The organism is Pseudomonas sp. HR96 (assembly GCF_034059295.1).
In the GTDB taxonomy this organism is placed as follows: domain Bacteria; phylum Pseudomonadota; class Gammaproteobacteria; order Pseudomonadales; family Pseudomonadaceae; genus Aquipseudomonas.
On record NZ_CP139141.1, the window covers coordinates 3,576,199 to 3,602,118 of the forward strand.

Here is a 25,920-nt window from a genome sequence, read left to right on the forward strand (position 1 = left end):
ATCAAGGCGCGGTCTCGAACATCATGTTGACCACACCCTGGTAGTTGCCAGGGATGTACTTGCTGTCGGACGTGTTGGGCGCCTGGGCGGCGATCATGAACTCCACGACCGAATCGCTGACCGCCTGGGCAGCCGGTACCACCACCGCGCTGGCGGTGGTCAGCTTGGCGCCATTGACCTTCACGTCCAGACCGATGCTGCCGGCGCCGGCGGTGATCGCCGGCTGGTGCAAGAGGTAGGCGGAGATCGGGCCGATCGTGCTCTTGACGCGCATCTGCTTGCGGATCGGTTGCAGGGTTTCCTGAATGGAGCTCCAGGCCATGTCTTGCGGATCACTCATCCAGTTGCCGCCGATGGGCTCTACATAGAAGTTCTCGGTTGGGATGGTCGCAGTCACGGTGACCTGCTTCTCGATCGGGTCAACCGCAAAGGCCTGCCCTGCAAATGCCACGGCCAGAGGGAGTGCGAACAGTACGTTTTTCATGGGTGAGTTTCCTTTGTCACCAGGTGATTCATAGCGTCTAGCGCTGCGATGCAATCGCAAGACCCGAGGGGGCTTGCGACTGGCGACACCAATTATTCGCGCTTCTTTCATGAAAAGAAGTAGGAAAATTCCGGCCGTGAGTACGGAAAATTCCTACAAATGACCACCGACTGATCCAACAGCACCTGTGGATTTGTCTGTGGTCCATTGATCATGCCCCCCACAAGGACACCTTCGATGGCTGTTACTGCCGCTCTCGCGCTCACCCCGGACCAGGTCGCAGACCTCGATAACGCAGGCTTGCCGGCCGACCTGCATTACGTTGACGACAGCCAGCCAGGCATCAGCCGACGTACGGTACGCGGGCACTTCGCCTACTTCACCCCTGACGGCGAGCGCATCCGCGACGAACAGGAGATCAAGCGCATCAATGCCCTGGTCATTCCGCCAGCCTACCGGGATGTGTGGATCTGCGCCGACCCGCGCGGCCACCTGCAGGCCACCGGCCGCGACGCGCGTGGGCGCAAGCAGTACCGCTACCATCCGCGCTGGCGGGAGATTCGAGACCAGGATAAATACTCGCGCATGCTCGCCTTCGGCAAGGCGCTGCCCAAGGTGCGGCGCCAGCTGGAGGCGCACCTGGCCCTGCCCGGCCTGCCGCGGGAGAAGGTCATGGCGACGGTGATCTCGCTGCTCGACAGCACTCTCATACGGGTCGGCAACAGCCAGTACGCCCGGGACAACAAGTCCTACGGGCTGACCACCCTGCGCAATCGCCATGTGCAAGTGCACGGCAGCGCCATCGCCTTTCACTTTCGTGGCAAGAGCGGCGTGGAGCATGAGGTGTCGGTCAAGGACAAGCGCCTGGCACGCATCGTCAAACGCTGCATGGAGCTGCCAGGGCAGAACCTGTTCCAGTACCTGGATGAAGATGGTGCGCGGCACAGTGTCAGCTCACATGACGTCAATGCTTATCTGCACGAACTGACCGGAGCCGATTTCACGGCCAAGGACTACCGCACCTGGGCCGGCAGTGCCCTGGCCCTGGCGATGCTGCGCGAGCTGCACTGGGAGCCGGAGCCTGATGCCAAGAAGCACATCGTCGACATGGTCAAGCAGGTTGCCCGGCAACTGGGCAACACCCCGGCGGTGTGCCGCAAGTGCTATATCCACCCCAAGGTGCTGGAGCATTTCGTGGTAGGCGAACTGGCACGCTTGCCCAAGGCGCGCCAGCGCAAGGGGCTGCGGATGGAGGAAGTGGCGCTGGCAAGCTTTCTGGAAAATCTCGCGGCTTGACCCGGCTCTTGCGCCAGGTCGTGCATCAGCCCCAGGGAATGATCAGGTCGGCACGCTGGCGGTCCTGCTCGACGCGCCGCGCGTTCGGCTCGTCGGTGCTGTCGACCCAGGCGTGGGCCGCAGCCTCGCTGCGGCCAAAGCGCATGTGCCGTTGCACCAACTGGCGACGGCGGGTGGCCGCGCTGACATCGACGTACCAGCAGGCATCGAACAGCGCCGCCGTGGCTTGCCAGGGTCCCTCGCTCATCAGCAGGTAGTTACCTTCGCTGATGATCAGCGGTACGTCGGCGGGCACTGCAATGGCGCCGGCGATGCCCTCTTCGATCTCGCGCTCGAAATACGGCGCGTACACCGTCTCGTCCGCCCCCTGGTCGCGCAGCCGGCGCAACAATGCCTGGTAGCCGGCCACGTCGAAGGTGTCCGGGGCGCCCTTGCGCGCCTGCCGGCCGAGGCGCGCCAGTTCGCGGTTGGCCAGATGAAAACCGTCCATCGGTACCACCACGGCCTGCGCCCCCAATGCATGGGCCAGCAGGCCGGCCACGGTCGATTTGCCGGAACCCGGCGTACCGGCGATGCCCAGCAGGCGGCGCTGGCCACCAACGAGCAGAGTGCGGGCGCGTTCGAGCAGTTCCTGGGGCAGTTGCACAGCGGATCCTTCAGCGGTACTCATGGAAATCCTCGTAGGTGAAATGATTCAGCTCCCAGGGCACCAACGCCGGCAATCGGCGTCTGTATCTGGGGCGCCACACATAATAACCCCGCAGGGTGCGCCCGACATCAACCCTGCCGACGGATCGGGAGCAAACATGGAATCCATCAATACGCTTGGCAAAGAGGTCCAGCGGCGGCCCGGGCTGGTCATCTGGATCGCCGTCATCGCCGCCCTCGGCGGTCTGCTGTTCGGCTATGACACCGGCATCATCGGCGTGGCCCTGCTGGGCCTGGGCCGACAATTCGCCCTGGATGACAGCCTCAAGCAACTGGTCACCGGCGGCATTATCTTCGGCGCGCTGTTCGGTTGCCTCGGCAGTGGGCCGATCTCCGATCATTTCGGCCGCCGCCGCGCGATCATCATGGTTGGCCTGGTGTTTGCGGTCGGCTCGCTGCTCTCGGCGCTGTCGCCGAGCGTGCCGGTGCTGATCCTTTCGCGCTTCCTGCTGGGCTTGAGCGCCGGCAGCGCGACGCAGATCATCCCGGTGTACATCGCCGAGGTGGCGCCGCCGGCGCACCGCGGCAAGCTGGTGGTGCTGTTCCAGTTCATGGTGGTATTCGGCATCACTGTCGCCTACTTCACCGGTTTCGGCCTGGGCGACCATTGGCGCATCATGTTCGGCCTGGGCATCGTGCCGGCGCTGATCCTTCTCGCAGGAATGTTCGTGCTGCCCGAGAGCCCACGCTGGCTGCTGGTGAAGAACCGCGAGCAAGACGCCTACAACGTGCTGCGCCAGGTCCGTCAGACCGACGAGCAGGCCCGCGCCGAGATCGAAGAAATCAAGACCATCAGCCTCAAGCAGCCCGAGGGCGAGTGGCGCGACCTGGCCAAGCCCTGGATTCGTCCGGCCCTGATCGTTGGCGCGAGCATCTCGATGTTCTCGCAGATCACCGGCAACAACGCGCTCATCTATTACGCGCCGACCATTCTCACCCAGGCCGGGTTTTCCGATCAGATGGCGGTGCTGGCCACCGGTTGCAGCACCTTGCTGATCGTGATCATGACCATGGTCGGCAGTGTGCTGGTGGACCGCTATGGACGTCGCCGCTACCTGCTGTGGATGATCCCCGGCTCGATCATTGCGCTGGCTTTGATGGGCTACCTGTTCATGGGCGGCGGCCCCACCACCGACGGCGGTCGCTGGCTGGTGGTGGCGTGCCTGGCGGCCTACCTGATGCTCAACTGTGGCGGCTTCGGTGTGTGTATCTGGCTGATCAACGCCGAGGTCTACCCCTTGTTCGTGCGCGGCAAAGGCGCCAGCGTCGGCGCGTTCAGCCACTGGTTCTTCGACCTGATCGTGACCCTCACCACACTGAGCCTGGTGACCTGGCTCGGGATTGCCTATACCTTGTGGCTATACACGGGTATCTCGCTGATCTCGTTGATCTTTATCTACCGCTGCGTGCCGGAAACCAAGGGCCGTTCGCTGGAAGACATCGAGCACGCCCTGCGCAACGACCAGTTCTATCCGTACAAGGCCAAGAAGCTGGCCAGCAAGGTGCCGGTCAACGCCTGATCTGCCCCGGAGCATGAAAAAACCCTCGACCGTGGCCGGCGAGGGTTTTTTCCATGGGCGTTTTGCAACATGATGTTCGGCTACGCACCTGCCCAGAGCTTCTCGATGAACGCCACCGCTCCCCCGCTTGCGCCCTTTTCCCGCTATCAGAAATTCGTCGTCGGCCTGCTGGCCACTTTGCAATTCGCCGTCATCATCGACTTCATGCTCATGGCCCCACTGGGCGCGATGATCATGCCGGCGCTCAGCATGTCGGCCCGCCAGTTCGGCCTGGTGGTCAGCGCCTATGCCTTCAGCGCCGGTCTTGCCGGCCTGCTTACTGCCGGCTTCGCCGATCGCTTCGATCGCAAGAAGCTGCTGCTGTTCTTCTATATGGGCTTTGTCGTTGGCACGCTCTGGTGCGGCCTGGCCAACAGCTTCGAGCTGTTGCTGCTGGCACGCATCGTGACCGGCATCTTTGCCGGGGTGATCGGCTCCATCGTCCTGGCGATCGCCGCCGACCTGTTCGCCCCGCAGTCCCGTGGCCGGGTCATGGGCGTGATCCAGACCGCTTTCGCCGCGAGCCAAGTGCTTGGCCTGCCGGTCGGTTTGTACCTGGCCAACCATTGGTCATGGCACGCGCCGTTCCTGCTGCTGGCAGCCCTCGGTCTGGCCGGCGGCCTGGTCATCCTGCTGGCCATGCGCCCGGTGGCCGATCATCTCACGGCACCGCAAGAGCACAGCGCCATGCGCCATCTGCTCAACACCCTCAGCACCCGGCGCCACTGGGCCGCGTTCGCGACCACTGCGCTGCTCACCACCGGCGGCTTCATGCTGATGCCGTTCAGCAGCGCCTACACCGTCAACAACCTGGGCATCGACATCACCAGCCTGCCCACCGTGTACCTGCTCACGGGCCTGTGCACCATCGTCACCGGCCCACTGATCGGCCGCGCCAGCGATGCCTTCGGCAAGCTGCCGGTGTTCTATGTCGGCAGCGCGCTGACCATTGTCATGGTGATCATCTATACCCACCTGCCGGTGGTCGCGCTGCCGGTGGTGATCCTGGTCAACGTCATTCTGTTCGTCGGCATCTTTTCCCGGCTGATCCCGTTCCAGGCCATGGTCGCAGGCGTGCCCGACCCGACCCACCGCGGCGCTTTCAATGCGGTCAGCTCGGCGATTCAGCAGTTGTCAGGGGGCTTTGCGTCGCTGATCGCCGGGCACATCGTGCTGATCGGCAGCGACGGCAAGCTGCAACATTTCGATGCGGTGGGCTACATTCTGGTGGCCACCACGCTGGTCGCGGGATTTCTGGCGTGGCAGGTCAAGCGGGGGCTGGATGCCCGCGCTTGAGGTCTGTATCGGCGAATGGGCGATTGGCTATCAGCGCTGTTCGTAGCCATAGCGCCAGCAGCAATGATCACGGTGACCCGGCAGGATGATGCAGCCGCTCAAGCTCGACAGCAGAACAGCGGAGATAATCAGCAGCGAGACGCGACGTAGCATGGTGTTTCCTCTTGGTTTGTATCGGGTATGTATTGAACGAGAGAGAAAGAGGAAATCCGTCGCGGGCTTGGGAAGTTTTTTCTACCGGGTGTGCCCACAGTCGTGCAGACACTGAATCGACACCTGGCGCGCCGATAACTCATACAATGGCCGCACCCCATCAAAGAGAGTACTGCCCCTTGTCCCTGCACATCCGCCCTGCCCAGCCCAGCGACGCTGAGCAAATCCTCGCCTTCATTACCGAACTGGCCGACTACGAACGTGCTCGCCACGAAGTGATCGCCAGCGTCGAAGACATCCAGCGCACGCTGTTCGGTGCCGATGCGACGGCACATGGCCTGATGTGCCTGAAAGACAACCAGCCGATTGGTTTCGCGGTGTATTTCTTCAACTACTCCACTCGGCAAGGACGTAACGGGCTCTATCTGGAAGACCTGTACGTCAGCCCGTCGCAGCGCGGCAGCGGCGCTGGCAAGGCCTTGCTCAAGCAGCTGGCGCGGGAAGCCTGCGCCAAGGGTTGCGGGCGTTTCGAATGGAGCGTACTCGACTGGAACGAACCGGCCATCCAGTTCTACAAGTCCATCGGCGCGCTGCCGCAGGACGAGTGGGTCCGCTACCGTATGGAAGGTGACGGCCTGCGTCGGTTCGCCGAAGCGGATTAAGCCTGCGGTTGCACGGTCTCGGCGGCTACGGCGGGCTTGACTGCCGTTTTGCGGCCGATGACGACGGTAGCGACAACAGCGGCGGCGAAGGCCCAGGTAAAGCTGTCGATGTGCTCGCCAAAGAACAGCGCCGACAGCGCCATGGTGAAGAATATCTGCAGCAACTGCACTTGACCGACCCGGGCAATGCCACCCATGGCCAACCCGGCGTACCAGGCGAAAAAGCCAATGAACTGCGAAAACAGCGACACGTAGCCAAATGCCCACCACGACTTCGTCGCGATCTCGCCCTGATGATGCCAGGCCAACCACGCCACCGGTGCAACCAGTACCGGGCTGGCCAGCACCAGCGCCCAGCAGATCACCTGCCAACCGCCCATGTCGCGTGCCAGTCGACCGCCTTCGGCATAGCCCAGGCCACCCAGGATGATAGCCAGCAGCATCAACAGATCACCGGCACTGACCGTCCCTGCCCCCTGAATCACGGCATAAGCCAGCACCAGAGCGCTACCCAGCGCAGCGCACACCCAGAACGCCCGCGACGGCCGTTCGTGGGACAGCCAGGCGGCGAACAACGCAACCATCAGCGGCTGCAAGCCGTTGACCAGCGCGCCGTGGGAGGCCGGCAACGTCTGCATGGCCCAGGACGATAGCATCGGAAACCCGAGGATCACCCCCAGCACCACCAGGCACAGGCCTTTGAACTGCGCGCGCGTCGGCAGCCTTTGCTTGCGCCACAGCAGCAACACGGCCGCGGGTACTGCCGCCACCAGTGCGCGGCCGAGGGCGGCCAGCACCGGGTTGACGTCATGCACCACCAGCCGCGTCATGGGCAAGGTCAGGCTGAAGATGATCACTGCAAGCAGGCCGAGGGCCATGCCCTGGTTTTCGCGCTGGGTCATGGCTGGGCCGCGGGGCGAGTTGAAGGGCGGCCATGGTGCCATGGGGGCAGGAACGTTTGGAATCACAGCTGGGGGATGGTTGGGCCGTACAGTTTGCTGCTTCGGATAAGGCCTTAGGGTAGGAGCAAGTATCTTTGCAGCCCACAAAGAAAAACCCCGCAGGCGTTAACCTGCGGGGCTTTCAAAGGTGGAGGCCGAGGTCGGAATCGAACCGGCATAGACGGATTTGCAATCCGCTGCATAACCATTTTGCTACTCGGCCCCAAACGTCACGCACCTCGAAAGCTGCATGACGCGTACAAACTGGAGCGGGAAACGAGACTCGAACTCGCGACCCCGACCTTGGCAAGGTCGTGCTCTACCAACTGAGCTATTCCCGCGTCGTGTTGACGGGCGCCATTCTATCTAAACGGCATGGCCAGTCAAGCCCTTGATTCAAAAATAGTTTTATTTCTTTTGCGCGTCCACGCGCAGGTGCGGCCAGGCAGCGCGCAGGTATTGCACCATGGACCACAGGGTCAGGCCCGCAGCGACCATCAACAGTGCGTATCCGGTGATCACCCAGAAAGTGGCGGTGGACGGGTTGGCGAGCAGGATGACCAGGGCCAACATCTGCGCGGCGGTTTTCCATTTACCCAGGTTGGACACGGCCACCTGGGCCCGGGCACCGAGCTCCGCCATCCATTCGCGCAGCGCGGAGATGACGATTTCACGGCCGATGATGACGGCCGCCGGCAGGGTCAGCCAGACGTTGGCGTGTTCCTGCACCAGCAATACCAAGGCGACCGCGACCATCAACTTGTCGGCGACAGGGTCGAGAAAGGCGCCGAACGGGGTGCTCTGCTCCAGTCGGCGGGCCAGGTAGCCGTCGAGCCAGTCAGTGGCTGCCGCGAACGCGAACACCGAGCTGGCCGCCGTATAACTCCAGGTGTACGGCAGATAGAACAGCAGGATGAAGATCGGAATCAGCACGACGCGAAGCACGGTAATCAGGTTCGGGATGTTCATCGGCACAACTGGCGGCAAGGTGAGTGGGCATTCTACTCGCTGTGCAGGTTCGCATAAATCGACTCGGCAAGCTTTTTACTGATTCCTGGTGCCTTGGCGATTTCTTCCACGCTGGCCCTGCCCAACTCCTGCAAGCCTCCGAAATGCTTGAGCAGATCGCGCCGGCGGGTCGGTCCGACACCGGCCACCCCTTCGAGGGTGGAAGTGCGCCGGGCCTTGCCGCGGCGAGCGCGGTGACCGGTGATGGCAAACCGGTGGGCCTCGTCGCGGATCTGCTGGATCAGGTGAAGCGCCGGAGAGTCGCCGCGCAAGGTGAACTCGTGGGCGACATCGTTGAGGTAGAGGGTTTCAAAGCCAGCCTTGCGGGTGGTGCCCTTGGCCACGCCGAGCAGGATCAGGTCCGGCACGGCCAGCTCGTTCAGGACGTCACGCGCCATGTTCAGCTGACCTTTGCCGCCGTCCACCAGCAGCACGTCGGGCAGCTTGCCCTCGCCATCCTTGATCTTGCCGAAACGCCGGGTCAGGGCCTGGTGCATGGCAGCATAGTCGTCGCCGGCGGTCACGCCCTCGATGTTGTAGCGGCGGTAATCGGATTTGATCGGACCTTCGGGGCCGAACACCACACACGATGCCACAGTGGCCTCGCCGCTGGAGTGGCTGATGTCGTAGCACTCAAGACGCTGCGGGGCTTCGTCGAGCTTGAGCACTTCAGCCAGGGCTTCGAACCGTGCGGCTACATGCTGGCGGTTGGCTAGACGCGCACCCAGCGCCTGTTCGGCGTTGGTCACCGCCAGCTGTTGCCAGCGTGCGCGGGTGCCGCGCACGCGATGGCTGATGGTCAGCTCGCGGCCACGCAAGGTGTCGACCGCCGAGACCAGTGCGTCGAAATCCTCGTGAACCACGTTGACGATAAGCTCGCTGGGCAGCTCGCGCTCGGCGTTGCCCAGATAGTACTGGGCGAGGAATGCCGACATCACTTCGGCGACCTCCTCTTCGATACCCACCTGCGGGAAGAAATTCTTGCTGCCGAGCACGCGGCCGGCGCGCACGCTGATCAGGTGCACACAGGCGCCGCCCGGGTTGATGAAGGCGGCGACCACGTCGACGTCGCCACTGCCGCCCTCCATGCTCTGCTGGTCCTGGACGCGGCGCAGCAGGCCGATCTGGTCGCGCAACTGCGCGGCCGTCTCGAACTCAAGGTTCATCGCAGCTTTTTCCATGCTTGCCGAGAGTTCGTCGGTGAGCTGGTTGCTGCGCCCTTCCAGGAACATCACCGAGTGACGCACGTCCTCGGCGTATTCCGCCGGCTCGACCAGGCCCACGCACGGCCCCTTGCAGCGCTTGATCTGGTACTGCAGGCACGGGCGGGTGCGGTTCTTGAAGAAACTGTCTTCGCACTGACGCACCAGAAAAGTCTTCTGCAGCAGGCTGAGGCTCTCGCGAATCGCCCCGGCGCTGGGGTACGGCCCGAAATATCGGCCTTTGCCCTTCTTCGCCCCGCGGTGAATGCTCAGGCGCGGGTAGGCATTATCCGAGAGATAGACGTAGGGGTAGGATTTGTCATCACGCAACAGGATGTTGTAGGGCGGCCGATGCTCCTTGATCAGGGTCTGTTCGAGCAGCAGCGCCTCGGTTTCGTTGGCGGTGATGGTGGTCTCGACCTGGGCGATGCGCCCCACCAGCGCGGCGGTCTTGGGCGCCAGGCCAGTCTTGCGAAAATAGCTGGCCAGACGCTTTTTGAGGTTTTTGGCCTTGCCGACGTAGAGCAGGCGCGCGTCGGCATCGAACATGCGGTAGACGCCGGGACGGCCGCTGCAGGTAGAAAGAAAGGCACTTGGGTCGAAGATTACGGTCATGTCAGGCGCTGGCGTCCACCATGCCATGTCGCACCGCCAACAGGGTCAATTCCACGTCGCTGGTGACACCCAACTTTTCAAAGATGCGGTAGCGGTAGGTATTCACGGTCTTGGGGGACAGGCACAGCTTGTCGGAGATGGTCTGGACTTTCTGGCAGCCGACGATCATCAGGGCGATCTGGATTTCGCGCTCGGAGAGCAGATCGAACGGCGATTGGGTAGTTTGCGGCTGGAACGACTTGAGCGCCAGCTGCTGAGCGATCTGCGGGCTGATATAGCGCTGCCCGGCGAACACCAGGCGGATCGCCTGAACCATTTCCTCGAGGCCGGCGCCCTTGGTCAGGTAACCCGCCGCGCCGGCTTGCAGCAGGCGCGTGGGAAACGGATCTTCCTCGCACACGGTAACCGCGACCACCTTGATGTCCGGATAGCTGAGCTGCAGCTTGCGAGTGGCTTCAAGCCCGCCGATGCCAGGCATCTTGACGTCCATGAGGATCACGTCGGGTTTGAGTTCGCGGGCGAAATGCAGAGCCTGTTCGCCGGATTCGGCCTGCCCTATCACCTGCAGGCCGTCGATGTCGGCCAACATACGCGTGATGCCCGTGCGAACCAGATCATGATCGTCGACTACCAGTACCCTGATCAAGGAGACACCTCACGTTACTATTTCTTCAATAGCGCCCACCTTAGCAAATTTGCCAGCGTGAACCTAACGCAAAGCGCCAAGGTGGTGCAGGATCTGCGATCGGTCACCCGATCGGGTGGGGTCAAACGTCCTTGATCTGGTTTTTCAGCTTGCGCGGGGTCTTTACCGAATAGTTAGCAGACATTTCCGCGAGGCTAATGGCCATGTGCTGCAAAGCCTCCTGACCCTCCCTCGGCAGCACCCTGTAACTGTCCAATACGCGCTCCTCGCCGTTGTCCAGATGCTCGAGGAGCATCGGTGAACGCTGCCCGGTTAGCACATAGAGCACGTCTACGCCGTGGCGTGCAACCTTGGCCAGATAATCGGCCTTGGGCGCGCGCTCGCCACTTTCATACCTGCCTTGGGCATTCGGCTCGACACCGCCGATCAGCCCGAAGACCTTCTGGGTCATGCCCAGCCGTTCACGCTCTTGCCGCAGGCGCGGACCAATTCCAGTCATTTGAATGTATAATCCCTTATCAGACACCCGTATGGGTGAGTCGCACTAACGCGTTTACACCAAATTAAACGGATTTGAACTATGCACGGTATACGGACTGCCGCACAAGCCAAGGCCTGGCTCGATCAACAGGGGAAATCGGTTCAAGAGTTTGCCAGGGAGCACGGGGTTGACCCCTCGACGACCTATCAAGTGCTGGCCGGTCGAAAAAAGGGGCGTCGCGGCGAGGCCCACCGGGTGGCGGTGCTGCTAGGCATGAAAGCAGGGCTGGAGACGGAACTGGAACCTGGCCAACGATAGCAGGCTGGCATCAACCTGGCGCTGGACGCTCCATGCGGTAGAAGCAATCGTCCTCACCGACCTGGACGAAGCCATGCCGCGCGTACAGGCGTTGCGCTCGATTGCTCTTGAACACGGTCAGGCGCACCAGCGCCAGCTTGCGCTCGCGGGCCATCGCCAGCACCAGGTCCAGCACCTGGGCCCCGACGCCCTGCCCGCGTACGGCTTCGAGCAGGTGCAGCTCGCGGATATACAGGGCACGGCGGTCGGCGCTGAGGCTGAGAAACCCCAGCCAGCGCGGGCCGTCGCGCACCACGCGCTGTTCGCGCCAGTGCCAGGTGTCGTCGAAAGCCTGGTCCTGCCAGAGCAGGTCGTAGGCAATGTAATAGGGCAGCATGCCGCGGCGTGCCAACGCTCGGGCCGGGGGCAAGTCCGCCGCGCCCGCGGGGTCCAGCCAGATCTGCATGAAGGCCTCCTGTCAGCCGAGGTTCAACCTGGGCAGATCGACCACCTGCCCTTGCCAGCCTGCCTGGGAGGCCCGGACGAGTACCAGGCAGTTGCCGACGCCGGGCGCGGCCACCACCTTCTCGCCGTCCGGGCCCCAGAAAGCGCTGCGCCCGGCGCAGGTCCAGCCGCCCGACGGCCCGCCGTGATTGGCCATGAGCAAGCCCAGGTGGTGGCGCCGGGCGTAGCCCTGCAGCAGCGCACTGTCATGAGCGTAGCCAGTTTCGCTGACCAACACGCTGGCGGCATACACCTGGGCGCCGGCCTCAGCGGCGGCGGCGACATGGCGCTCTTGGGCAAAGTCGGCACACACGGCCAGGGCAATGCGTCGCTCGCCGTAGCGCAGCGCGGCGCCTCCTGTCCCAGGGCTGAAGACCTTCTCCTCGCCGGGGTGCAGGTGCTGTTTGCAGTACAGCGACTGGCGGCCATCGCCGTGCAAGGTCAAGGCCGCGATCAACACCTTTGTGCTGCCGGGCAGGCGGATCGGCAGGCCCACCGTGGTATCCATGCGCAGCTGCCGGGCGCGCTCGCGCAGCGGCTGCAACAGCGCCGCGTCGGGCGCCAGGGCAAGCCCGGCAGCGAGCTGCGGCTCATAGCCGGTCAGTGACAGTTCGGGGAACAGCAGCAGGTCGATACCCTGCCTGCCGGCCTCGTCCATGAGGATGAGGTGGCGGGCCAGGTTGGCCGCAAGATCACCCGCAATGCAGCTGTATTGAGCGGCGGCAAGGGTCAGGTCGGGCATGGGTGGACTCGATGGCAGTAGTGCCTGCATCTTTCCATACATCCCTGCCAAACGCAGCCACTGCAAATTATCGTTGAAACCGCAAGCGCCCCTGCAGTAAGCTCGCGCTCACAGCTTTCAAACAGCCACTTTCGAGCACGCCATGCCCATTTTTGCGTCACTCACCGCCATGCACCGCGCCAGCGCCCGTCGCTCGGCGGCGGCGGCTGCCGTGCGTGTCGCCGGTGCGCGTGCGTATTATTTTGGGTATTGGTTCAGCCACTAGCGCGCCCGATACCTTTGCGGCGCCCAGGTCACACGGGTCGCCCACCAGAGAATTCTCAAACCCCCGGTCGGCCTCCCGACCGGGGGTTTTGTTTTTTCAGGCCCACACTTTCCAATCGAGGATCCGCTCCATGAACTACGCCACCTATTACCGTTATCCGACTTGCAGCGCCTGGCGATTTAGCAGCTTCCGTTCGGGACAATCTGGCGCCTCCGTTCGGTCACTTTGTGGTGGCGCCTGCAACAGCACGCTTTGTCGAACACCTCGATAGGCTGCGCCGCGGGATGCCCCCGCCGCCGGCCCCAGGACACTTTTATATGAACACCGTCAACACCGCCCTGCCGCACAACCTCACCCTCGCCGCCAACACCTCGGTCAGCCGCCGCCTGCCCAGCGCGCTTGCGCTGAAGTTGCAACTGCCGCTGTCCGCCGCCCTGAGCGCCCAGGTCCACCGCCATCGCCAGGCGATACGGGATATTCTCGACGCCAAAGACCCGCGCCTGCTGGTGATCGTCGGCCCCTGCTCGCTGCACGATCCGCAATCGGCCATGGAGTACGCTGCCCGCCTGGCACGCCTGGCCAATGAAGTGAGCGGTGAAATGCTGCTGGTGATGCGCGCCTATGTGGAAAAACCACGCACCACGGTCGGCTGGAAAGGCCTGGCCTACGACCCGCGCCTGGATGGCAGCGACGACATGGTTGGCGGCCTGACCCTGTGCCGTGAATTGATGCTGGCCATGCTCGCGTTGGGCTTGCCGATTGCCAGTGAGTTGCTGCAACCGATGGCCGCAGGCTATTTCGACGACCTGCTCGGCTGGGTGGCCATCGGCGCGCGCACCACCGAATCGCAGATCCACCGGGAAATGGCCAGCGGCCTGGGCCTGCCGGTCGGTTTCAAGAACGGCACGGACGGCAGTGTCGGCATCGCCTGCGACGCCATGCGCAGCGCTGCCCATGGCCACCGCCACTTCGGCGTCGACCCTCAGGGTCACCCGGCGATCATCGAAACCGCCGGCAATCCCGACACCCATCTGGTGCTGCGCGGCGGCCATGGCGGGCCGAACTACGACCGCGCCAGTATCGCCCAGGTCCATCAAGCCCTGGGGCGCGCAGCGATTGCCGCGCGGATTCTGGTCGACTGCAGCCATGCCAACAGCGGCAAGGATCCGGCGCGCCAGCCGCAGGTGTTCAACGCGGTGCTCGAACAGCGGCTGGAAGGGGATCGTTCACTGGTCGGCATGATGCTTGAGGGCCATCTGTTCGACGGCTGCCAGGCACTGGGGGGCGAACTGCGCTACGGCGTGTCGGTGACGGACGGCTGCCTGGGCTGGGACAGCACCGAGCGGTTGCTGCGCGATGCCGCCCGGCGGTTGCGCATGGGCGCGCAAAGCCTGGCAGGTTAGTGCTGCGGCATTGTGTGGGCATGACACTCATCATGGCCACACACATCCAATTGAATTACTGGAAGAAACCGCCCTCTCAATCCGGTACGCTACGTTTTTTTGACCCAAGGAGTCTCCCCCATGCCTAAAGCAACCGCCCGCCACATCCTGGTTTCCAGCGAAGAAAAATGTAACGAACTCAAGGCCCAGATCGAAGGCGGCGCCGATTTCGGCGAAGTGGCCAAGGCCAACTCCAGCTGCCCTTCGAGCCGTCAAGGCGGCGACCTGGGCTCGTTCGGCCCTGGCCAGATGGTCAAGGAATTCGACACCGTGGTCTTCAGCGCCCCGGTCAATACCGTGCAAGGCCCGGTCAAGACCCAGTTTGGCTACCACCTGCTGGAAGTGACCAGCCGCCAGGACTGATCCCGGCGAGCGCAAGAAAAAACGGCCCACCTATGCGTGGGCCGTTTTGTTTACAGAACGAATCGCGCATGATGGTGAAATAAGCTGTTTCAATTCAAGGTTGGCAACGGCTCTTCACTCCAGGGAAAACAAGAGTAAACATGCGCACGGTTTTTGCCTCCCTACTGCTGACTGCCCTCGTTTCGATCGCGCCGGCCGCGCTGAGCCTCCCCCTGCATGCCTTGACCGTCTACGGTGAAGCCCCTCGCTACCCCGACACCTTCCAGCACTTCGACTACGTCAACCCCGATGCGCCCAAGGGCGGCAGCCTGCGCCGCTCGGCGCTGGAGATCGGCCAGTTCGACCACATGCTGCCCTACATCGACAAGGGCACCGGCGTGTCGCAGATCGACGGGCTGCTCTACTCGCCACTGGCGGTGCGCTCGCTCGACGAACCTTACACCGTCTACGGCCTGGTGGCCCAGCGCATGGAACGCAGCGACGACGGCCTGTCGCTGCGCTTCTATTTGAATCCCAAGGCGCGCTTCGCCGACGGCACGCCGATCACCGCCGCAGACGTCGCCTACACCTACAATCTGCTGATGACCCAGGCCAGCCTCAAGTACCGCACTCAGTTCGCCGACGTGGCCAAGGTCGAGGTCGAGGCGCCGGACCGAGTCCGCTACGACTTCAGGAACGCCGATAACCGTACCCTGGCGCTGGACCTGGCGACCCTGCCGGTGTTCCCCGAGCACTGGTGGAAGACCCGTGATTTTGCCGACGGTGGCGGCTTCGAGGCGCCGCTGGGCAGCGGCCCGTACAAGGTCGGCAAGGTCGACAATGGCCGCAGCATCACCTTCGATCGCGACCCCGACTGGTGGGGCAAGGACCTGCCGGTCAGCCGCGGCATGTACAACTTCGACCACTTCAGCATCGAGTACTTCGGCGACACCGAAGTCGCCCGCCAGGTGCTGCGCGGCGGCGGCTACGACTACAATCGCGAGTTCTCCGCGACCGGCTACACCATCGGCTACAGCGGACCGGCCCTGGACGATGGCCGCCTGCAACGCGCGCACCTGGCGCGCCAGGGCCTGCAGCCGGCGCAGGGCTTTGTCTTCAACCTGCAACGGCCGATGTTCCAGGACCGCCGCGTGCGCGAAGCGCTGGCCATGCTCTGGGATTTCGAGTGGAGCAACCGGCAGATGATGCGCGATATGTATCTGCGCCAGCAGAGCTACTTCTCCAACAGCCCCCTGGCGGCCACCCAACTGCCCGACGCCGACGAGCTGAAGATCCTCGAGCCCCTGCGCGGCAAGGTTCCGGACGAGGTCTTTACCCAGGTGTTCAAGGCCCCGCACACCGATGGCAGCGGCTTTATTCGCGACAAGCAGCTGCAGGCCCTGGCCCTGCTTGAACAGGCTGGCTGGCGCCCGGACGGCGACCGCCTGGTCAACGCCCGAGGCGAGCCGCTGAGCTTTACCTTCCTCAACGCCCAGGGCGGCTTCGAGCGACTCCTGCTGCCGTGGAAGCGCAATCTGGCGCAGATCGGCATCGACCTGCAGATCCGCCGCATCGACTCGGCGCAATACCTCAACCGCCTGATGGCCCGGGACTACGACATGATCGTCACCGGCTATCCGGTGTCGCCAGCGCCGGGCAACGAGCTGTACAACTACTTCGGCTCCAAGGCCGCCAACGATCCAGGCTCGAGCAATTACATGGCCTTGCAGGACCCCGCCGTCGACAGCCTGATCGACGGCCTGGTGCGCGCTCGCACGCAACCGCAGATGGCCCTTTACGCCCACGCCCTGGACCGCGTGCTGCAGTGGAACCACTACTGGGTACCGAACTACTACCCGCCGGGTACCTCCACGGTGTGGTGGAACCGCTTTGGCATGCCGGCGGTGCCGGCGAGCAACGACGAGGCACCGGAGACCTGGTGGGAAGTCAGCCCCGAGCCGTTGACCCGCGCGCAGATGAGCGCACGCCAGGCGGGCGCCGCGAACGCCACCCCGACCCCGCCCGCCAAGGAGCCGCAGCCCTGATGCCCGCCTATATCGCTCGTCGCCTGCTGCTGATCCTGCCAACGCTGGTGATCATCCTGCTGGTCAACTTCGTGATCATCCAGGCCGCACCTGGCGGCCCGGTGGAACAGGCCATCGCCCACCTGCAGGGCGTGGGGGGCGCCAGTGTCGGCGCCAGCAGCAACGACAGCGCCGGGGCCGGTGGCGGCTCGCGTGCCAGCCGCGGCCTGGACCCCAAGCTGATCGCCGACATCGAGCGCCAGTACGGCTTCGACAAGGCCGCCCCCGAGCGGCTGTGGCTGATGCTCAAGCACTACGCCGTGCTGGATTTCGGCAACAGCTTCTTTCGCGGGGCCAAGGTCACCGACCTGATCTGGCAGAAGATGCCGGTGACCCTCTCGCTGGGCTTCTGGGCGACCTTGATCACCTACCTGGTGTCGATTCCGCTGGGCATCCGCAAAGCGGTGCGCCATGGCAGCCTGTTCGACATCTGGAGCAGCACCGCCATCGTGGTCGGCTACGCGATGCCGGCGTTTCTGTTCGCCATGCTGCTGATCGTGCTGTTCGCCGGCGGCACCTCGCTGAACTGGTTTCCGGTGCGCGGGCTGGTCTCGGACAACTTCGACCAGCTGAGCCTGGTCGGCAAGCTGGCCGATTATTTCTGGCACCTGGTGCTGCCGGTGGCCGCGCTGGTGATCGGCGGCTTCGCCACCCTGACCATCCTCACCAAGAACTCCTTCCTCAACGAAATCACCCGCCAGTATGTCGTCACCGCCCGCGCCAAAGGCCTCAGCGAGCGCCGCGTGCTCTACGGCCATGTGTTTCGCAACGCCATGCTGCTGGTGGTGGCCGGCCTGCCCCAGGCGTTCATCAGTGTGTTCTTCGCCGGGTCGCTGCTGATCGAGGTGATCTTCTCGCTCGACGGCCTCGGCCGCCTGAGCTACGAGGCCGCGGTGGCCCGCGACTACCCCGTGGTGTTCGGCACCCTGTTCATCTTCACCCTGGCCGGGCTGCTGATCAAACTGCTGGGCGACCTGTGCTACACCCTGGTCGACCCGCGAATCGACTTCTCGGCGAGGAACGCCTGATGCGCGCCTTCTCCCTGCCGCTGTCGCAGACCGCCCGGCGCCGCCTGCAGCGCTTTCGCAGCAACCGCCGCGGCTGGTGGTCATTGTGGCTGTTCATCGGCCTGTTCGCGGTGTCGCTGGGCGGCGAGCTGATCGCCAACGACAAGCCGCTGCTGCTCAAATACCAGGACAGCTACTACTTCCCGGTCTTCAAGCGCTACACCGAGCAAGAGTTCGGCGGCCAATTGCCGTTCCAGCCCGATTACCGCAGTGAATACGTGCGCCAACTGGTGGCCAGCACCGGCGGCTGGATGCTCTTCCCGCCGATCCCTTTCAGCGCCGACACGCCCAACTACGAACTGCTCAAGCCGGCACCCAGCCCGCCCAGCAGCAGCAACTGGCTGGGCACCGACGACCAGGCCCGCGATGTTCTGGCGCGGGTGATCTTCGGCGCGCGGGTGTCGATACTGTTTGCCCTGGCGCTGACCGTCATCAGCTCGCTGATCGGCATCGCCGCCGGCGCCCTGCAGGGTTATTACGGCGGCTGGATCGACCTGTTCGGCCAGCGCATTCTCGAAGTCTGGTCGGGGCTGCCGGTGCTCTACCTGCTGATCATCCTCTCGGGCTTCGTGCTGCCCAATTTCTGGTGGCTGCTGGGCATCATGGTGCTGTTCTCCTGGCTGACCCTGGTCGACGTGGTGCGCGCCGAGTTCCTGCGCGGACGTAGCCTGGAATACGTCAAGGCGGCCCGCGCGCTGGGCCTGAGCGACCGCAAGATCATCCTGCGGCACATCCTGCCCAATGCCATGAATGCCACCTTGAGCTACCTGCCGTTCATCCTGACCGGGGCCATTTCCACCCTAACCGCCCTGGACTTCCTCGGCTTCGGCATGCCCGCCGGCAGTGCTTCGCTGGGCGAGCTGATCGCCCAGGGCAAGGCCAACCTGCAGGCGCCCTGGCTGGCCCTGACAGCCTTCTTCACCCTGGCGGTGGTGTTGTCGCTGCTGGTGTTCATCGGCGAGGCGCTGCGCGATGCCTTCGACCCTCGCGCCTGATACTGGAGCCGTCATGCCCGCCAACGTGCAGAACCTCATCGAAATTCGCGACTTGAGCGTGACCTTCAGCGGCCAGACCGTGGTGCGCAACGTCTCCCTGGACATCCCCGAAGGCCAGTGCGTGGCGCTGGTCGGGGAGTCGGGCTCGGGCAAGTCGGTCACCGCCCACTCGATTCTGCAGCTGCTGCCGGGCGTCGGCCTGCACACCGAGGGCAGCGTGCGCTTTCGCGGCCAGGAGATGCTCGGGGCCAGCGGCAAGATCCTGCGGCAGATCCGCGGCAACCGCATCGCGATGATCTTCCAGGAGCCCATGACTTCGCTCAACCCGCTGCACACGGTGCACAAGCAAATCGGCGAAACGCTGCTGGTGCACAAGGGGCTGGGCGGCAAGGCGGCGCTGCAGCGCACCCTGGAGCTGCTCGAACTGGTCGGCATCAAGAACCCGGCGCAGCGCCTCAAGGCCTACCCGCACCAACTCTCCGGCGGCCAGCGCCAGCGGGTGATGATCGCCATGGCGCTGGCCTGCGAGCCCGACCTGCTGATCGCCGACGAACCCACCACGGCGCTGGACGTCACCGTGCAGCGGCGCATCCTCAAGCTGCTCAAATCGTTGCAGCAGCGCCTGGGCATGTCGCTGCTGCTGATCAGCCATGACCTCAACCTGGTGCGCAGCATCGCCCAGCACGTGTGCGTGATGAAGGCCGGCGAAATCGTCGAGCAGGCGCCCAGCGAGTGCCTCTTCTGCAGCCCGCAGCACCCCTACAGCCGCCTGCTGCTGGACGCCGAGCCCGCCGGCGAGGCGCTGCCTCGGGAAGACCGCGAGGCGGTGCTGGAAGTCGATCAGCTCAAGGTCTGGTACCCGATCGGCGGCGGACTGTTGCGCGGGCCGCGCGAGTACGTCAAGGCGGTGGACGGTATCAGCCTGTCGCTGCAGCGCGGCAAGACCCTGGGCATCGTCGGCGAGTCGGGCTCGGGCAAGTCGACCCTCGGCCAGGCGATCCTGCGCCTGCTCGACTCCCAGGGCGGCATCCGCTTCCAGGGCCAGGCGCTGGAGGGCTTGAGCGAAAAGCAGATGCGCCCGTGGCGCAAGCATCTGCAGGTAGTGTTCCAGGACCCCTACGGCAGCCTCAGCCCACGCATGTGTGTGTCGCAGATCATCAGCGAGGGCCTGGAGGTGCACGCCCAGCTAAGCGCCGAGCAGCGCGACGCCGAAGTGGTGCGGGCGTTGCAGGAGGTCGGCCTGGACCCGGCCACGCGCTTTCGCTACCCCCACGAGTTTTCCGGTGGCCAGCGTCAGCGCATCGCCATTGCCCGGGCGCTGGTACTCAAGCCGGCGCTGATGCTGCTGGACGAACCGACCTCGGCGCTGGACCGTACCGTGCAGAAACAGGTGGTCGCCCTGTTGCGTACCCTGCAGGAACGCCATGGCCTGACGTACCTGTTCATCAGCCACGACCTGGCGGTGATCAGGGCGCTGGCCCATGATGTGATCGTGGTACGCGACGGCCAGGTGGTGGAGCGCGGCGCCAGCCACGAACTGTTCGCGGCGCCGCAGCACCCTTACACCCAGGAGCTGTTGCGCGCAGCGCACGTCGATTAGCCCTTTCCAGTCGCCATGAGGCACCTGAGCATGACCCTCAAGCACAAGACCGCCCTTATCACCGGCTCCACCAGCGGCATCGGCCTGGGCATCGCCCGGGTGCTGGCCCAGGCCGGTGCCAATGTCCTGCTCAACGGCTTCGGCGATGCCAGCGCAGCGCTCGCCGAACTGCAGCAGTACGCAACCCAGGTACGCCATCACGGCGCCGATGTCAGCGACCCGGCGCAGATCGAAGCGATGTTCGCCTACGCCGAAGCCGAGTTCGGCGCCGTCGACATCCTGGTCAACAACGCCGGCATCCAGCATGTAGCGGCGCTCGAGGATTTCCCGGTGCAGCGCTGGGACGCGATCATCGCCATCAACCTGTCCTCGGTGTTCCACGGCACCCGCCTGGCGCTGCCGGGCATGCGCGCGCGCAACTGGGGGCGCATCGTCAACATCGCCTCGGTACACGGCCTGGTGGGTTCCACCGGCAAGGCCGCGTATGTCGCGGCCAAGCACGGGGTGATCGGCCTGACCAAGGTGGTCGGCCTGGAGACCGCCACTACCCAGGTCACCTGCAACGCCATCTGCCCCGGCTGGGTGCTGACCCCGCTGGTGCAGCAGCAGATCGACCAGCGCATCGCGGCCGGCGCCGAGGCCGACCAGGCCCGTGATGACCTGCTGGCCGAAAAACAGCCGTCACGCCAGTTCGTCACGCCCGAGCAACTGGGCGAGCTGGTGCTGTTTCTGTGCAGTGAAGCGGCCAGCCAGGTGCGAGGCGCCGCCTGGAATATGGACGGCGGCTGGCTGGCCCAGTAGCGGGTTGGGCACTTTACTGGTGCGGCTCGTCCCGATCCGAGACCAGCCCCCAATCGGCGCTGGCGATCTCGGCCGCCGGCACGGGCGCCGCCGGTGCCGTGGTCTGCTCCACGCCGCCTTCGCGGTGCAGCTTGAGGCGCAGGCGCAGGTTGTTCACCGAGTCGGCATTTTTCAGCGCCTCTTCCTCGTCGATCGCACCCTCCACCACCAGGCCGTAGAGCGCCTGGTCGAAGGTCTGCATGCCCAGGTTGACGGATTTCTCCATCAGCCCCTTCAGCTCGCTGAACTCGCTGCGGTGGATGAAATCGCGCACAGTCGGCGAGCCCAGCATCACCTCCACCGCTGCGCGGCGCTTGCCGTCGACGGTGCGTACCAGGCGCTGCGAGACGAAGGCCTGCAGGTTGTTGCCCAAGTCATTGAGCAGCTGCGTGCGGCGATCTTCGGGGAAGAAATTGATGATGCGGTCCAGCGCCTGGTTGGCATTGTTGGCGTGCAACGTGGAGATCGCCAGGTGCCCGGTGTCGGCGAAGGCCAGCGCATGCTCCATGGTTTCGCGGTCGCGGATCTCGCCGATCAGGATCACGTCCGGCGCCTGGCGCAGGGTATTCTTCAGCGCGGCCTGGAAGCTGCGGGTGTCGACGCCGACCTCACGCTGGTTGATGATCGACTTCTTGTGCCGATGGATATACTCCACCGGGTCCTCGATGGTGATGATGTGGCCACTGCTGCTGCGGTTGCGGTAGTCGATCAGCGCCGCCAGCGAGGTCGACTTGCCCGACCCGGTGGCTCCGACGAACAGCACCAGGCCGCGTTTCTGCATGATCACATCGAGCAGCACCGGCGGCAGCTTGAGGTCTTCGAAGCGCGGGATGTCCAGCTTGATGTTGCGCGCGACGATTGACACTTCGTTGCGCTGCTTGAAAATGTTCACGCGAAACCGGCCGACGCCGGACACCGACAAGGCCAGGTTCATCTCCAGGTCACGTTCGAAATCGACCTTCTGCTCGGCGTCCATGATCCCGGCGGCCACTGCGGCCACCTCGCCTGGCTTGAGCGCTTCGGCACTCAACGGCTTGAGCACGCCATTGAATTTGGCGCACGGCGGCGCCCCGGTGGACAGGTAGAGGTCCGAACCATCCTGGGTGGCCAAAATCTTGAGCAGGGCTTGGAGTTCCATAACGGTGTCCACAGTACAATCGCAAAGGGTTTGAAGTCGGTTGGAAGCGGGTAAGCTGACAGCTTGGCAACAAGCGGCTGGAAAAACAAAGGAAACCTTATGGATGGCTCAACCGCGGCAGGCGATGCTCGCGCACTTCTCGCCCGCCTCGATGCCGGCAACAGCCCGTTGCCGCCCCAGGCGCAATGGCCACAGAGCCTGCGCACGGCGACCGACATCGTGCTCAACACGCCCATGGCCACGCTGCTGCTCTGGGGCCCGCAGTTGTGCCAGCTGTACAACGACGCCTTCGCCGCGCTGATCGGCCAGCGCCACCCGGTCGCGTTCGGCCAGCCGGTGCACCAGAGCTGGCCGGAGCACCGCGCCTTCGCCGAACCGGTCTACCAGGCCGTGTTGGCCGGGGAGTCGCGGGCCTTCGTCGAACAGCCATTCGCCATGGCCCCCGGCAACCCGGAGGCGACCCTGTGGGTCGACATCACCTACAGCCCCGTGCATGACGAACAGGGCCAGGTGCAGGGCATCCTGCTCAGCGTGATCGACACCCGGCAGCGCCGTCAGACCCAGGCCGAGCTGCAACGCCGCTCCGAGGCCAGCATCCTTGCCCAGCGCGACTCCGAGGAGCGCCTGCAGTTGGCGCTGGAGGCCAGCAGCGCCATCGGCACCTGGGACTGGGACATCGAGCAGGACCACTTTCGCGCCGATGGCCACTTCGCTCAGATGCACGGCGTCGACCCGCAGCAGGCCGGGCACGTACCGATCGGCATCTACCTGGACGGCGTGCACCCGGACGACCGCGCCAAGGTCACCCACGGCATCGGCCATTGCCTGCGCCACAGCAGCGAGTACAACGAGGAATATCGCCTGCTGATGGCCAGCGGCGAGCAGCGCTGGGTGTTCGTCCGTGGCCGCTGCTACCGCAATGCCAAGGGCTGGCCGCAGCGCTTCATCGGCGCATCCATCGACATCACCGAGCGCAAGGAGGCCGAAGCCGCCCTGCGCGACAGCGAAGCGCATTTTCGCATGGCCATCGAGCTGTCGCCGGCCATGCACTGGACTGCCGATGGCCGCGGCCGCGCCAACGAACGCCCCGAGCGTTGGAAACGCCTGACCGGGCGCCACACCATGGACAAGAACTGGCTGGGCCTGTGGCACGACCTGGTGCACCCGGAAGACCGCCAGGCGGCCATGGACGCCTGGCACTACTCGGTGGCCAACGGCACTCAGTACGATGCCGAATATCGCCTGCGCACCGCCGACGGCAGCTACCGCTGGATGCACGCCCGTGCCCTGCCCCGGCTGGACGACACCGGCCAGGTTCAGCAGTGGTACGGCATGACCGAAGACGTTGACAACCGGCGGCGCATCGAACTGGCCCTGCGTGACCTCAATGAGACCCTCGAAGAGCGGGTGGCCGAACGCACCCGCGCCCTGGCCGAGGTCAACCGCCGCCTGCAGAGCGAGATGCACGAGCGCGAGCGCGCCGAAGAGGCCCTGCGCCATGCGCAGAAGATGGAAGCGCTGGGCCAGCTGACCGGCGGCATCGCCCACGACTTCAACAACATGCTCACCGGCATCATCGGCAGCCTGGACCTCATGCAGCGCTACATCACCGCCGGGCGCAGCGCCGAGATCGGCCGCTTCGCCGAGGCGGCGGTGACCTCGGCCAACCGCGCCGCCGCGTTGACCCACCGGCTGCTGGCCTTCTCACGGCGCCAGTCACTGGACCGCCAGCGCCTGGACCCCAACCAGTTGGTCAATTCACTGGAAGAACTGCTCAGCCGCACCAAGGGCGAGCATATCGAGCTGAGTCTGTCGCTGACGCCCGACGTGTGGCCGGTCAATACCGATGCCAGCCAGTTGGAAAGCGCCCTGCTCAACCTGGTCATCAACGCCCGCGACGCCATGCCAGGCGGTGGCCTGCTGAGCATCGAAACGGCCAATTGCAGCCTGGCCGACAGCCCCGCCGGCTCGACCCTGGAGCAGTTCCAGCCAGGCGACTACGTGATGTTCAGCGTCAGCGACAACGGCGCCGGGATGACCGCCGCGGTACTGGCCAAGGCCTTCGAGCCGTTCTTCACCACCAAGCCGATCGGCCAGGGCACGGGCCTGGGGCTGTCGATGATCTACGGCTTCGCCCAGCAGTCCGGCGGCCAGGTCACCCTGCACAGCCGCGCCGGCGCGGGCACCTGCGTGCGCCTGTACCTGCCGCGCTTCACTGCCGTGCTGGCCGAACCCAGCCAGGCGCCGGCATTCGGCGAAGCGCCGCTGGCGGTGGCCGGCGAAAGCGTGCTGGTGGTCGAGGATGACCCGCAAGTGCGCATGCTGGTGCTCAATGTGCTCGACGAATTGGGCTACGTCGCGCATCCTGCCGCCGATGCCAACAGCGCCCTGGCGCTGATCGAATCACCGCTGCGCATCGACCTGCTGGTCACCGACGTCGGCCTGCCTGGCCTCAACGGTCGGCAACTGGCGGAGATCGCCCGCCAGCACCGCCCCCAGCTCAAGGTGCTGTTCATGACCGGTTATGCGCAGATGGCGGCCGAACGCAGCGGTTTTCTCGCCGAGGGCATGGACATGGTCGCCAAGCCGTTCTCCATCGACCTGTTGGCCAACAAGATACGCGACATGATCAATCAAGAGACTTTGCCATGAAAGCCCAGGCCCGCCACATCCTCCTGAAAACCGCCGAACAGGCCGAAGCGCTCAAGCAACGTCTCGCCCAGGGCGAGGCCTTCGATGTGCTGGCCAAAAAATACTCCACCTGCCCGTCGGGCAAGCGCGGCGGTGATCTGGGCGAGGTGCGCCCGGGGCAGATGGTTGCGGTGATCGACCAGGTGATCTTCAAGAAGCCGCTGCGGGTGGTGCATGGGCCCATCAAGAGCAAGTTCGGCTATCACCTGGTGCAGGTGTTCTTCAGAGACTAGATGAGGCAGCCGACCAGGAGCCGCTGTATACTCGCGCGCCGCAAACCCTCTCTTCACCGAGCGCCTAGACATGTCCGCCGACGAAAACACCCCAGACACCACCGAAACGCCCGCTGTGGCGCCCTTCAGCTTCCCGTTCAACCCGGCGAAATTTGCCAATGCCGCGAAAAAGGCCCCGACCTACCCCGGCGCCGGCAAATCCAACCACGACAAGACCCCCGGCCGCGCGCCGAATGGCACGCGCCGGTCGATGGGCAAACGTTAGAAGAGGAAGGGTGAAAGACGGATCAGTGATGGCGACGCTGCAGCAGGTTGCGACCATGGAAGTCGGCGGCGAACCATTCCTGATTGGCCTTGAGCTCTTCGCGCAGCTGCGCGATCAAGTCGTTGATGTCCCGGCTGGTATTCAATGATTCGGTGGGTATGCCCATCACCAGCAGGTCGACCTGGCCAGTTTGTGGGTCGGTGACTTCGACGGTCAGATTGCCGCCCGGATTGATGGTGCAATGGCAGGTCATGGGGGTAAAGCTCGCCTCGATGATGCGGCGCAGCTCGACTGTGGGAATCATTGGCAGAACCTCCGTAAATACATCTCGCAACTTTGAAAAGGGCTGCCGCGTCAAAGCCCG

Annotated in this window: 27 protein-coding genes and 2 tRNA genes; 15 read left to right on the top strand and 14 right to left on the bottom strand. The window is 64.4% G+C overall.

From position 1 onward, the window contains the following. Position 1: 1 nt before the first annotated feature. The gene (locus SFA35_RS15980) at positions 2–484 is read right to left on the bottom strand and encodes a CS1 type fimbrial major subunit (protein ID WP_320571517.1); all 483 of its coding nucleotides are present in this window, start codon (positions 482–484) and stop codon (positions 2–4) included. 237 nt (positions 485–721) lie between these two features. Between SFA35_RS15980 and SFA35_RS15985 the strand changes: the two genes are divergently transcribed. Then, positions 722–1,780, top strand: coding sequence for a DNA topoisomerase IB (locus SFA35_RS15985; RefSeq protein ID WP_320571518.1), 1,059 nt, complete (start codon positions 722–724; stop codon positions 1,778–1,780). 25 nt (positions 1,781–1,805) lie between these two features. Here the strand turns inward: SFA35_RS15985 and SFA35_RS15990 are convergent, their stop codons facing one another. Then, complete coding sequence (locus SFA35_RS15990) at positions 1,806–2,450, bottom strand: nucleoside/nucleotide kinase family protein (protein ID WP_320571519.1); 645 nt, start codon at positions 2,448–2,450, stop codon at positions 1,806–1,808. A gap of 136 nt (positions 2,451–2,586) precedes the next feature. Here SFA35_RS15990 and SFA35_RS15995 point away from each other — a divergent pair, with 136 nt between their 5' ends. Together SFA35_RS15995 and SFA35_RS16000 are read left to right on the top strand one after the other, a co-directional pair. Next, positions 2,587–4,008, top strand: coding sequence for a sugar porter family MFS transporter (locus tag SFA35_RS15995; RefSeq protein WP_320571520.1), 1,422 nt, complete (start codon positions 2,587–2,589; stop codon positions 4,006–4,008). A gap of 105 nt (positions 4,009–4,113) precedes the next feature. Continuing rightward, entirely contained in the window at positions 4,114–5,343 is a 1,230-nt protein-coding gene (locus SFA35_RS16000) for an MFS transporter (protein WP_320571521.1), read from the top strand. 30 nt (positions 5,344–5,373) lie between these two features. On the opposite strand, the gene SFA35_RS16005 is transcribed toward SFA35_RS16000, so the two are convergent. Further along, positions 5,374–5,496, bottom strand: a complete 123-nt coding sequence (locus tag SFA35_RS16005) for a hypothetical protein (protein WP_320571522.1) — start codon at positions 5,494–5,496, stop codon at positions 5,374–5,376. Positions 5,497–5,675: 179 nt separating this feature from the next. Here SFA35_RS16005 and SFA35_RS16010 point away from each other — a divergent pair, with 179 nt between their 5' ends. Further along, entirely contained in the window at positions 5,676–6,158 is a 483-nt protein-coding gene (locus tag SFA35_RS16010) for a GNAT family N-acetyltransferase (protein WP_320571523.1), read from the top strand. Here the strand turns inward: SFA35_RS16010 and SFA35_RS16015 are convergent. The 7 genes from SFA35_RS16015 to SFA35_RS16045 form a co-directional block, all read right to left on the bottom strand. Next, positions 6,155–7,060, bottom strand: a complete 906-nt coding sequence (locus SFA35_RS16015; protein WP_320571524.1) for a DMT family transporter — start codon at positions 7,058–7,060, stop codon at positions 6,155–6,157. The two genes, SFA35_RS16010 and SFA35_RS16015, sit on opposite strands and share 4 nt — an antisense overlap. A 188-nt stretch (positions 7,061–7,248) precedes the next feature. After that, positions 7,249–7,322: transfer RNA gene (locus tag SFA35_RS16020), tRNA-Cys, on the bottom strand. Between the two features lie 42 nt (positions 7,323–7,364). After that, a tRNA-Gly gene (locus tag SFA35_RS16025) sits at positions 7,365–7,440 on the bottom strand. Positions 7,441–7,507: 67 nt separating this feature from the next. Next, on the bottom strand, positions 7,508–8,068 hold the full coding sequence (pgsA, locus tag SFA35_RS16030) for a CDP-diacylglycerol--glycerol-3-phosphate 3-phosphatidyltransferase (RefSeq protein ID WP_320571525.1): 561 nt from the start codon (positions 8,066–8,068) through the stop codon (positions 7,508–7,510). 32 nt (positions 8,069–8,100) lie between these two features. Then, positions 8,101–9,924, bottom strand: coding sequence for an excinuclease ABC subunit UvrC (gene uvrC, locus SFA35_RS16035; RefSeq protein ID WP_320571526.1), 1,824 nt, complete (start codon positions 9,922–9,924; stop codon positions 8,101–8,103). 1 nt (position 9,925) lies between these two features. Next, complete coding sequence (uvrY, locus tag SFA35_RS16040) at positions 9,926–10,570, bottom strand: UvrY/SirA/GacA family response regulator transcription factor (protein ID WP_320571527.1); 645 nt, start codon at positions 10,568–10,570, stop codon at positions 9,926–9,928. Between the two features lie 121 nt (positions 10,571–10,691). Continuing rightward, positions 10,692–11,069, bottom strand: coding sequence for a helix-turn-helix domain-containing protein (locus SFA35_RS16045; RefSeq protein ID WP_320571528.1), 378 nt, complete (start codon positions 11,067–11,069; stop codon positions 10,692–10,694). Between the two features lie 81 nt (positions 11,070–11,150). On the opposite strand from SFA35_RS16045, the gene SFA35_RS16050 reads away from it, so the two are divergent. After that, complete coding sequence (locus SFA35_RS16050) at positions 11,151–11,369, top strand: DNA-binding protein (RefSeq protein ID WP_320571529.1); 219 nt, start codon at positions 11,151–11,153, stop codon at positions 11,367–11,369. 10 nt (positions 11,370–11,379) lie between these two features. Here SFA35_RS16050 and SFA35_RS16055 read toward each other — a convergent pair whose 3' ends face one another. Both SFA35_RS16055 and SFA35_RS16060 read right to left on the bottom strand, forming a co-directional pair. Next, a complete protein-coding gene (locus SFA35_RS16055) occupies positions 11,380–11,814 on the bottom strand; it encodes a GNAT family N-acetyltransferase (protein ID WP_320571530.1) in 435 nt (144 codons plus the stop codon). Positions 11,815–11,826: 12 nt separating this feature from the next. Next, the gene (locus tag SFA35_RS16060; protein ID WP_320571531.1) at positions 11,827–12,594 is read right to left on the bottom strand and encodes a carbon-nitrogen hydrolase family protein; all 768 of its coding nucleotides are present in this window, start codon (positions 12,592–12,594) and stop codon (positions 11,827–11,829) included. A gap of 582 nt (positions 12,595–13,176) precedes the next feature. Between SFA35_RS16060 and SFA35_RS16065 the strand changes: the two genes are divergently transcribed. The 7 genes from SFA35_RS16065 to SFA35_RS16095 all read left to right on the top strand — a co-directional run bounded on the left by SFA35_RS16065 (position 13,177) and on the right by SFA35_RS16095 (position 21,190). Continuing rightward, positions 13,177–14,262: a 3-deoxy-7-phosphoheptulonate synthase gene (locus SFA35_RS16065; RefSeq protein ID WP_320571532.1), complete on the top strand. Its 1,086-nt coding sequence runs from the start codon at positions 13,177–13,179 to the stop codon at positions 14,260–14,262. A gap of 120 nt (positions 14,263–14,382) precedes the next feature. Next, positions 14,383–14,664 carry a peptidylprolyl isomerase gene (locus SFA35_RS16070; protein ID WP_320571533.1) on the top strand — a complete coding sequence of 94 codons (282 nt, stop codon included), beginning with the start codon at positions 14,383–14,385 and terminating at the stop codon, positions 14,662–14,664. Positions 14,665–14,804: 140 nt separating this feature from the next. Beyond that, on the top strand, positions 14,805–16,688 hold the full coding sequence (locus SFA35_RS16075) for an extracellular solute-binding protein (RefSeq protein ID WP_320571534.1): 1,884 nt from the start codon (positions 14,805–14,807) through the stop codon (positions 16,686–16,688). Beyond that, a complete protein-coding gene (locus SFA35_RS16080) occupies positions 16,688–17,755 on the top strand; it encodes a microcin C ABC transporter permease YejB (protein ID WP_320571535.1) in 1,068 nt (355 codons plus the stop codon). Before SFA35_RS16075 ends, SFA35_RS16080 begins: the two co-directional genes overlap by 1 nt. After that, the gene (locus SFA35_RS16085; RefSeq protein ID WP_320571536.1) at positions 17,755–18,789 is read left to right on the top strand and encodes an ABC transporter permease; all 1,035 of its coding nucleotides are present in this window, start codon (positions 17,755–17,757) and stop codon (positions 18,787–18,789) included. Before SFA35_RS16080 ends, SFA35_RS16085 begins: the two co-directional genes overlap by 1 nt. A 13-nt stretch (positions 18,790–18,802) precedes the next feature. Next, entirely contained in the window at positions 18,803–20,389 is a 1,587-nt protein-coding gene (locus tag SFA35_RS16090) for an ABC transporter ATP-binding protein (RefSeq protein ID WP_320571537.1), read from the top strand. Positions 20,390–20,419: 30 nt separating this feature from the next. After that, a complete protein-coding gene (locus tag SFA35_RS16095; RefSeq protein WP_320571538.1) occupies positions 20,420–21,190 on the top strand; it encodes a 3-hydroxybutyrate dehydrogenase in 771 nt (256 codons plus the stop codon). A gap of 13 nt (positions 21,191–21,203) precedes the next feature. On the opposite strand, the gene SFA35_RS16100 is transcribed toward SFA35_RS16095, so the two are convergent. Continuing rightward, entirely contained in the window at positions 21,204–22,367 is a 1,164-nt protein-coding gene (locus tag SFA35_RS16100; RefSeq protein ID WP_320571539.1) for a PilT/PilU family type 4a pilus ATPase, read from the bottom strand. A gap of 99 nt (positions 22,368–22,466) precedes the next feature. Between SFA35_RS16100 and SFA35_RS16105 the strand changes: the two genes are divergently transcribed. The 3 genes from SFA35_RS16105 to SFA35_RS16115 all read left to right on the top strand — a co-directional run bounded on the left by SFA35_RS16105 (position 22,467) and on the right by SFA35_RS16115 (position 25,556). Beyond that, positions 22,467–25,019 (top strand): PAS domain-containing protein, encoded by a 2,553-nt coding sequence (locus SFA35_RS16105; RefSeq protein WP_320571540.1) that lies wholly within the window; start codon positions 22,467–22,469, stop codon positions 25,017–25,019. Beyond that, positions 25,016–25,291: a peptidylprolyl isomerase gene (locus tag SFA35_RS16110; RefSeq protein WP_320571541.1), complete on the top strand. Its 276-nt coding sequence runs from the start codon at positions 25,016–25,018 to the stop codon at positions 25,289–25,291. Before SFA35_RS16105 ends, SFA35_RS16110 begins: the two co-directional genes overlap by 4 nt. 70 nt (positions 25,292–25,361) lie before the next feature. After that, positions 25,362–25,556, top strand: coding sequence for a hypothetical protein (locus tag SFA35_RS16115; protein ID WP_320571542.1), 195 nt, complete (start codon positions 25,362–25,364; stop codon positions 25,554–25,556). A gap of 22 nt (positions 25,557–25,578) precedes the next feature. Here the strand turns inward: SFA35_RS16115 and SFA35_RS16120 are convergent, their stop codons facing one another. Then, complete coding sequence (locus SFA35_RS16120; protein ID WP_320571543.1) at positions 25,579–25,860, bottom strand: DUF1652 domain-containing protein; 282 nt, start codon at positions 25,858–25,860, stop codon at positions 25,579–25,581. Positions 25,861–25,920: the final 60 nt, after the last annotated feature.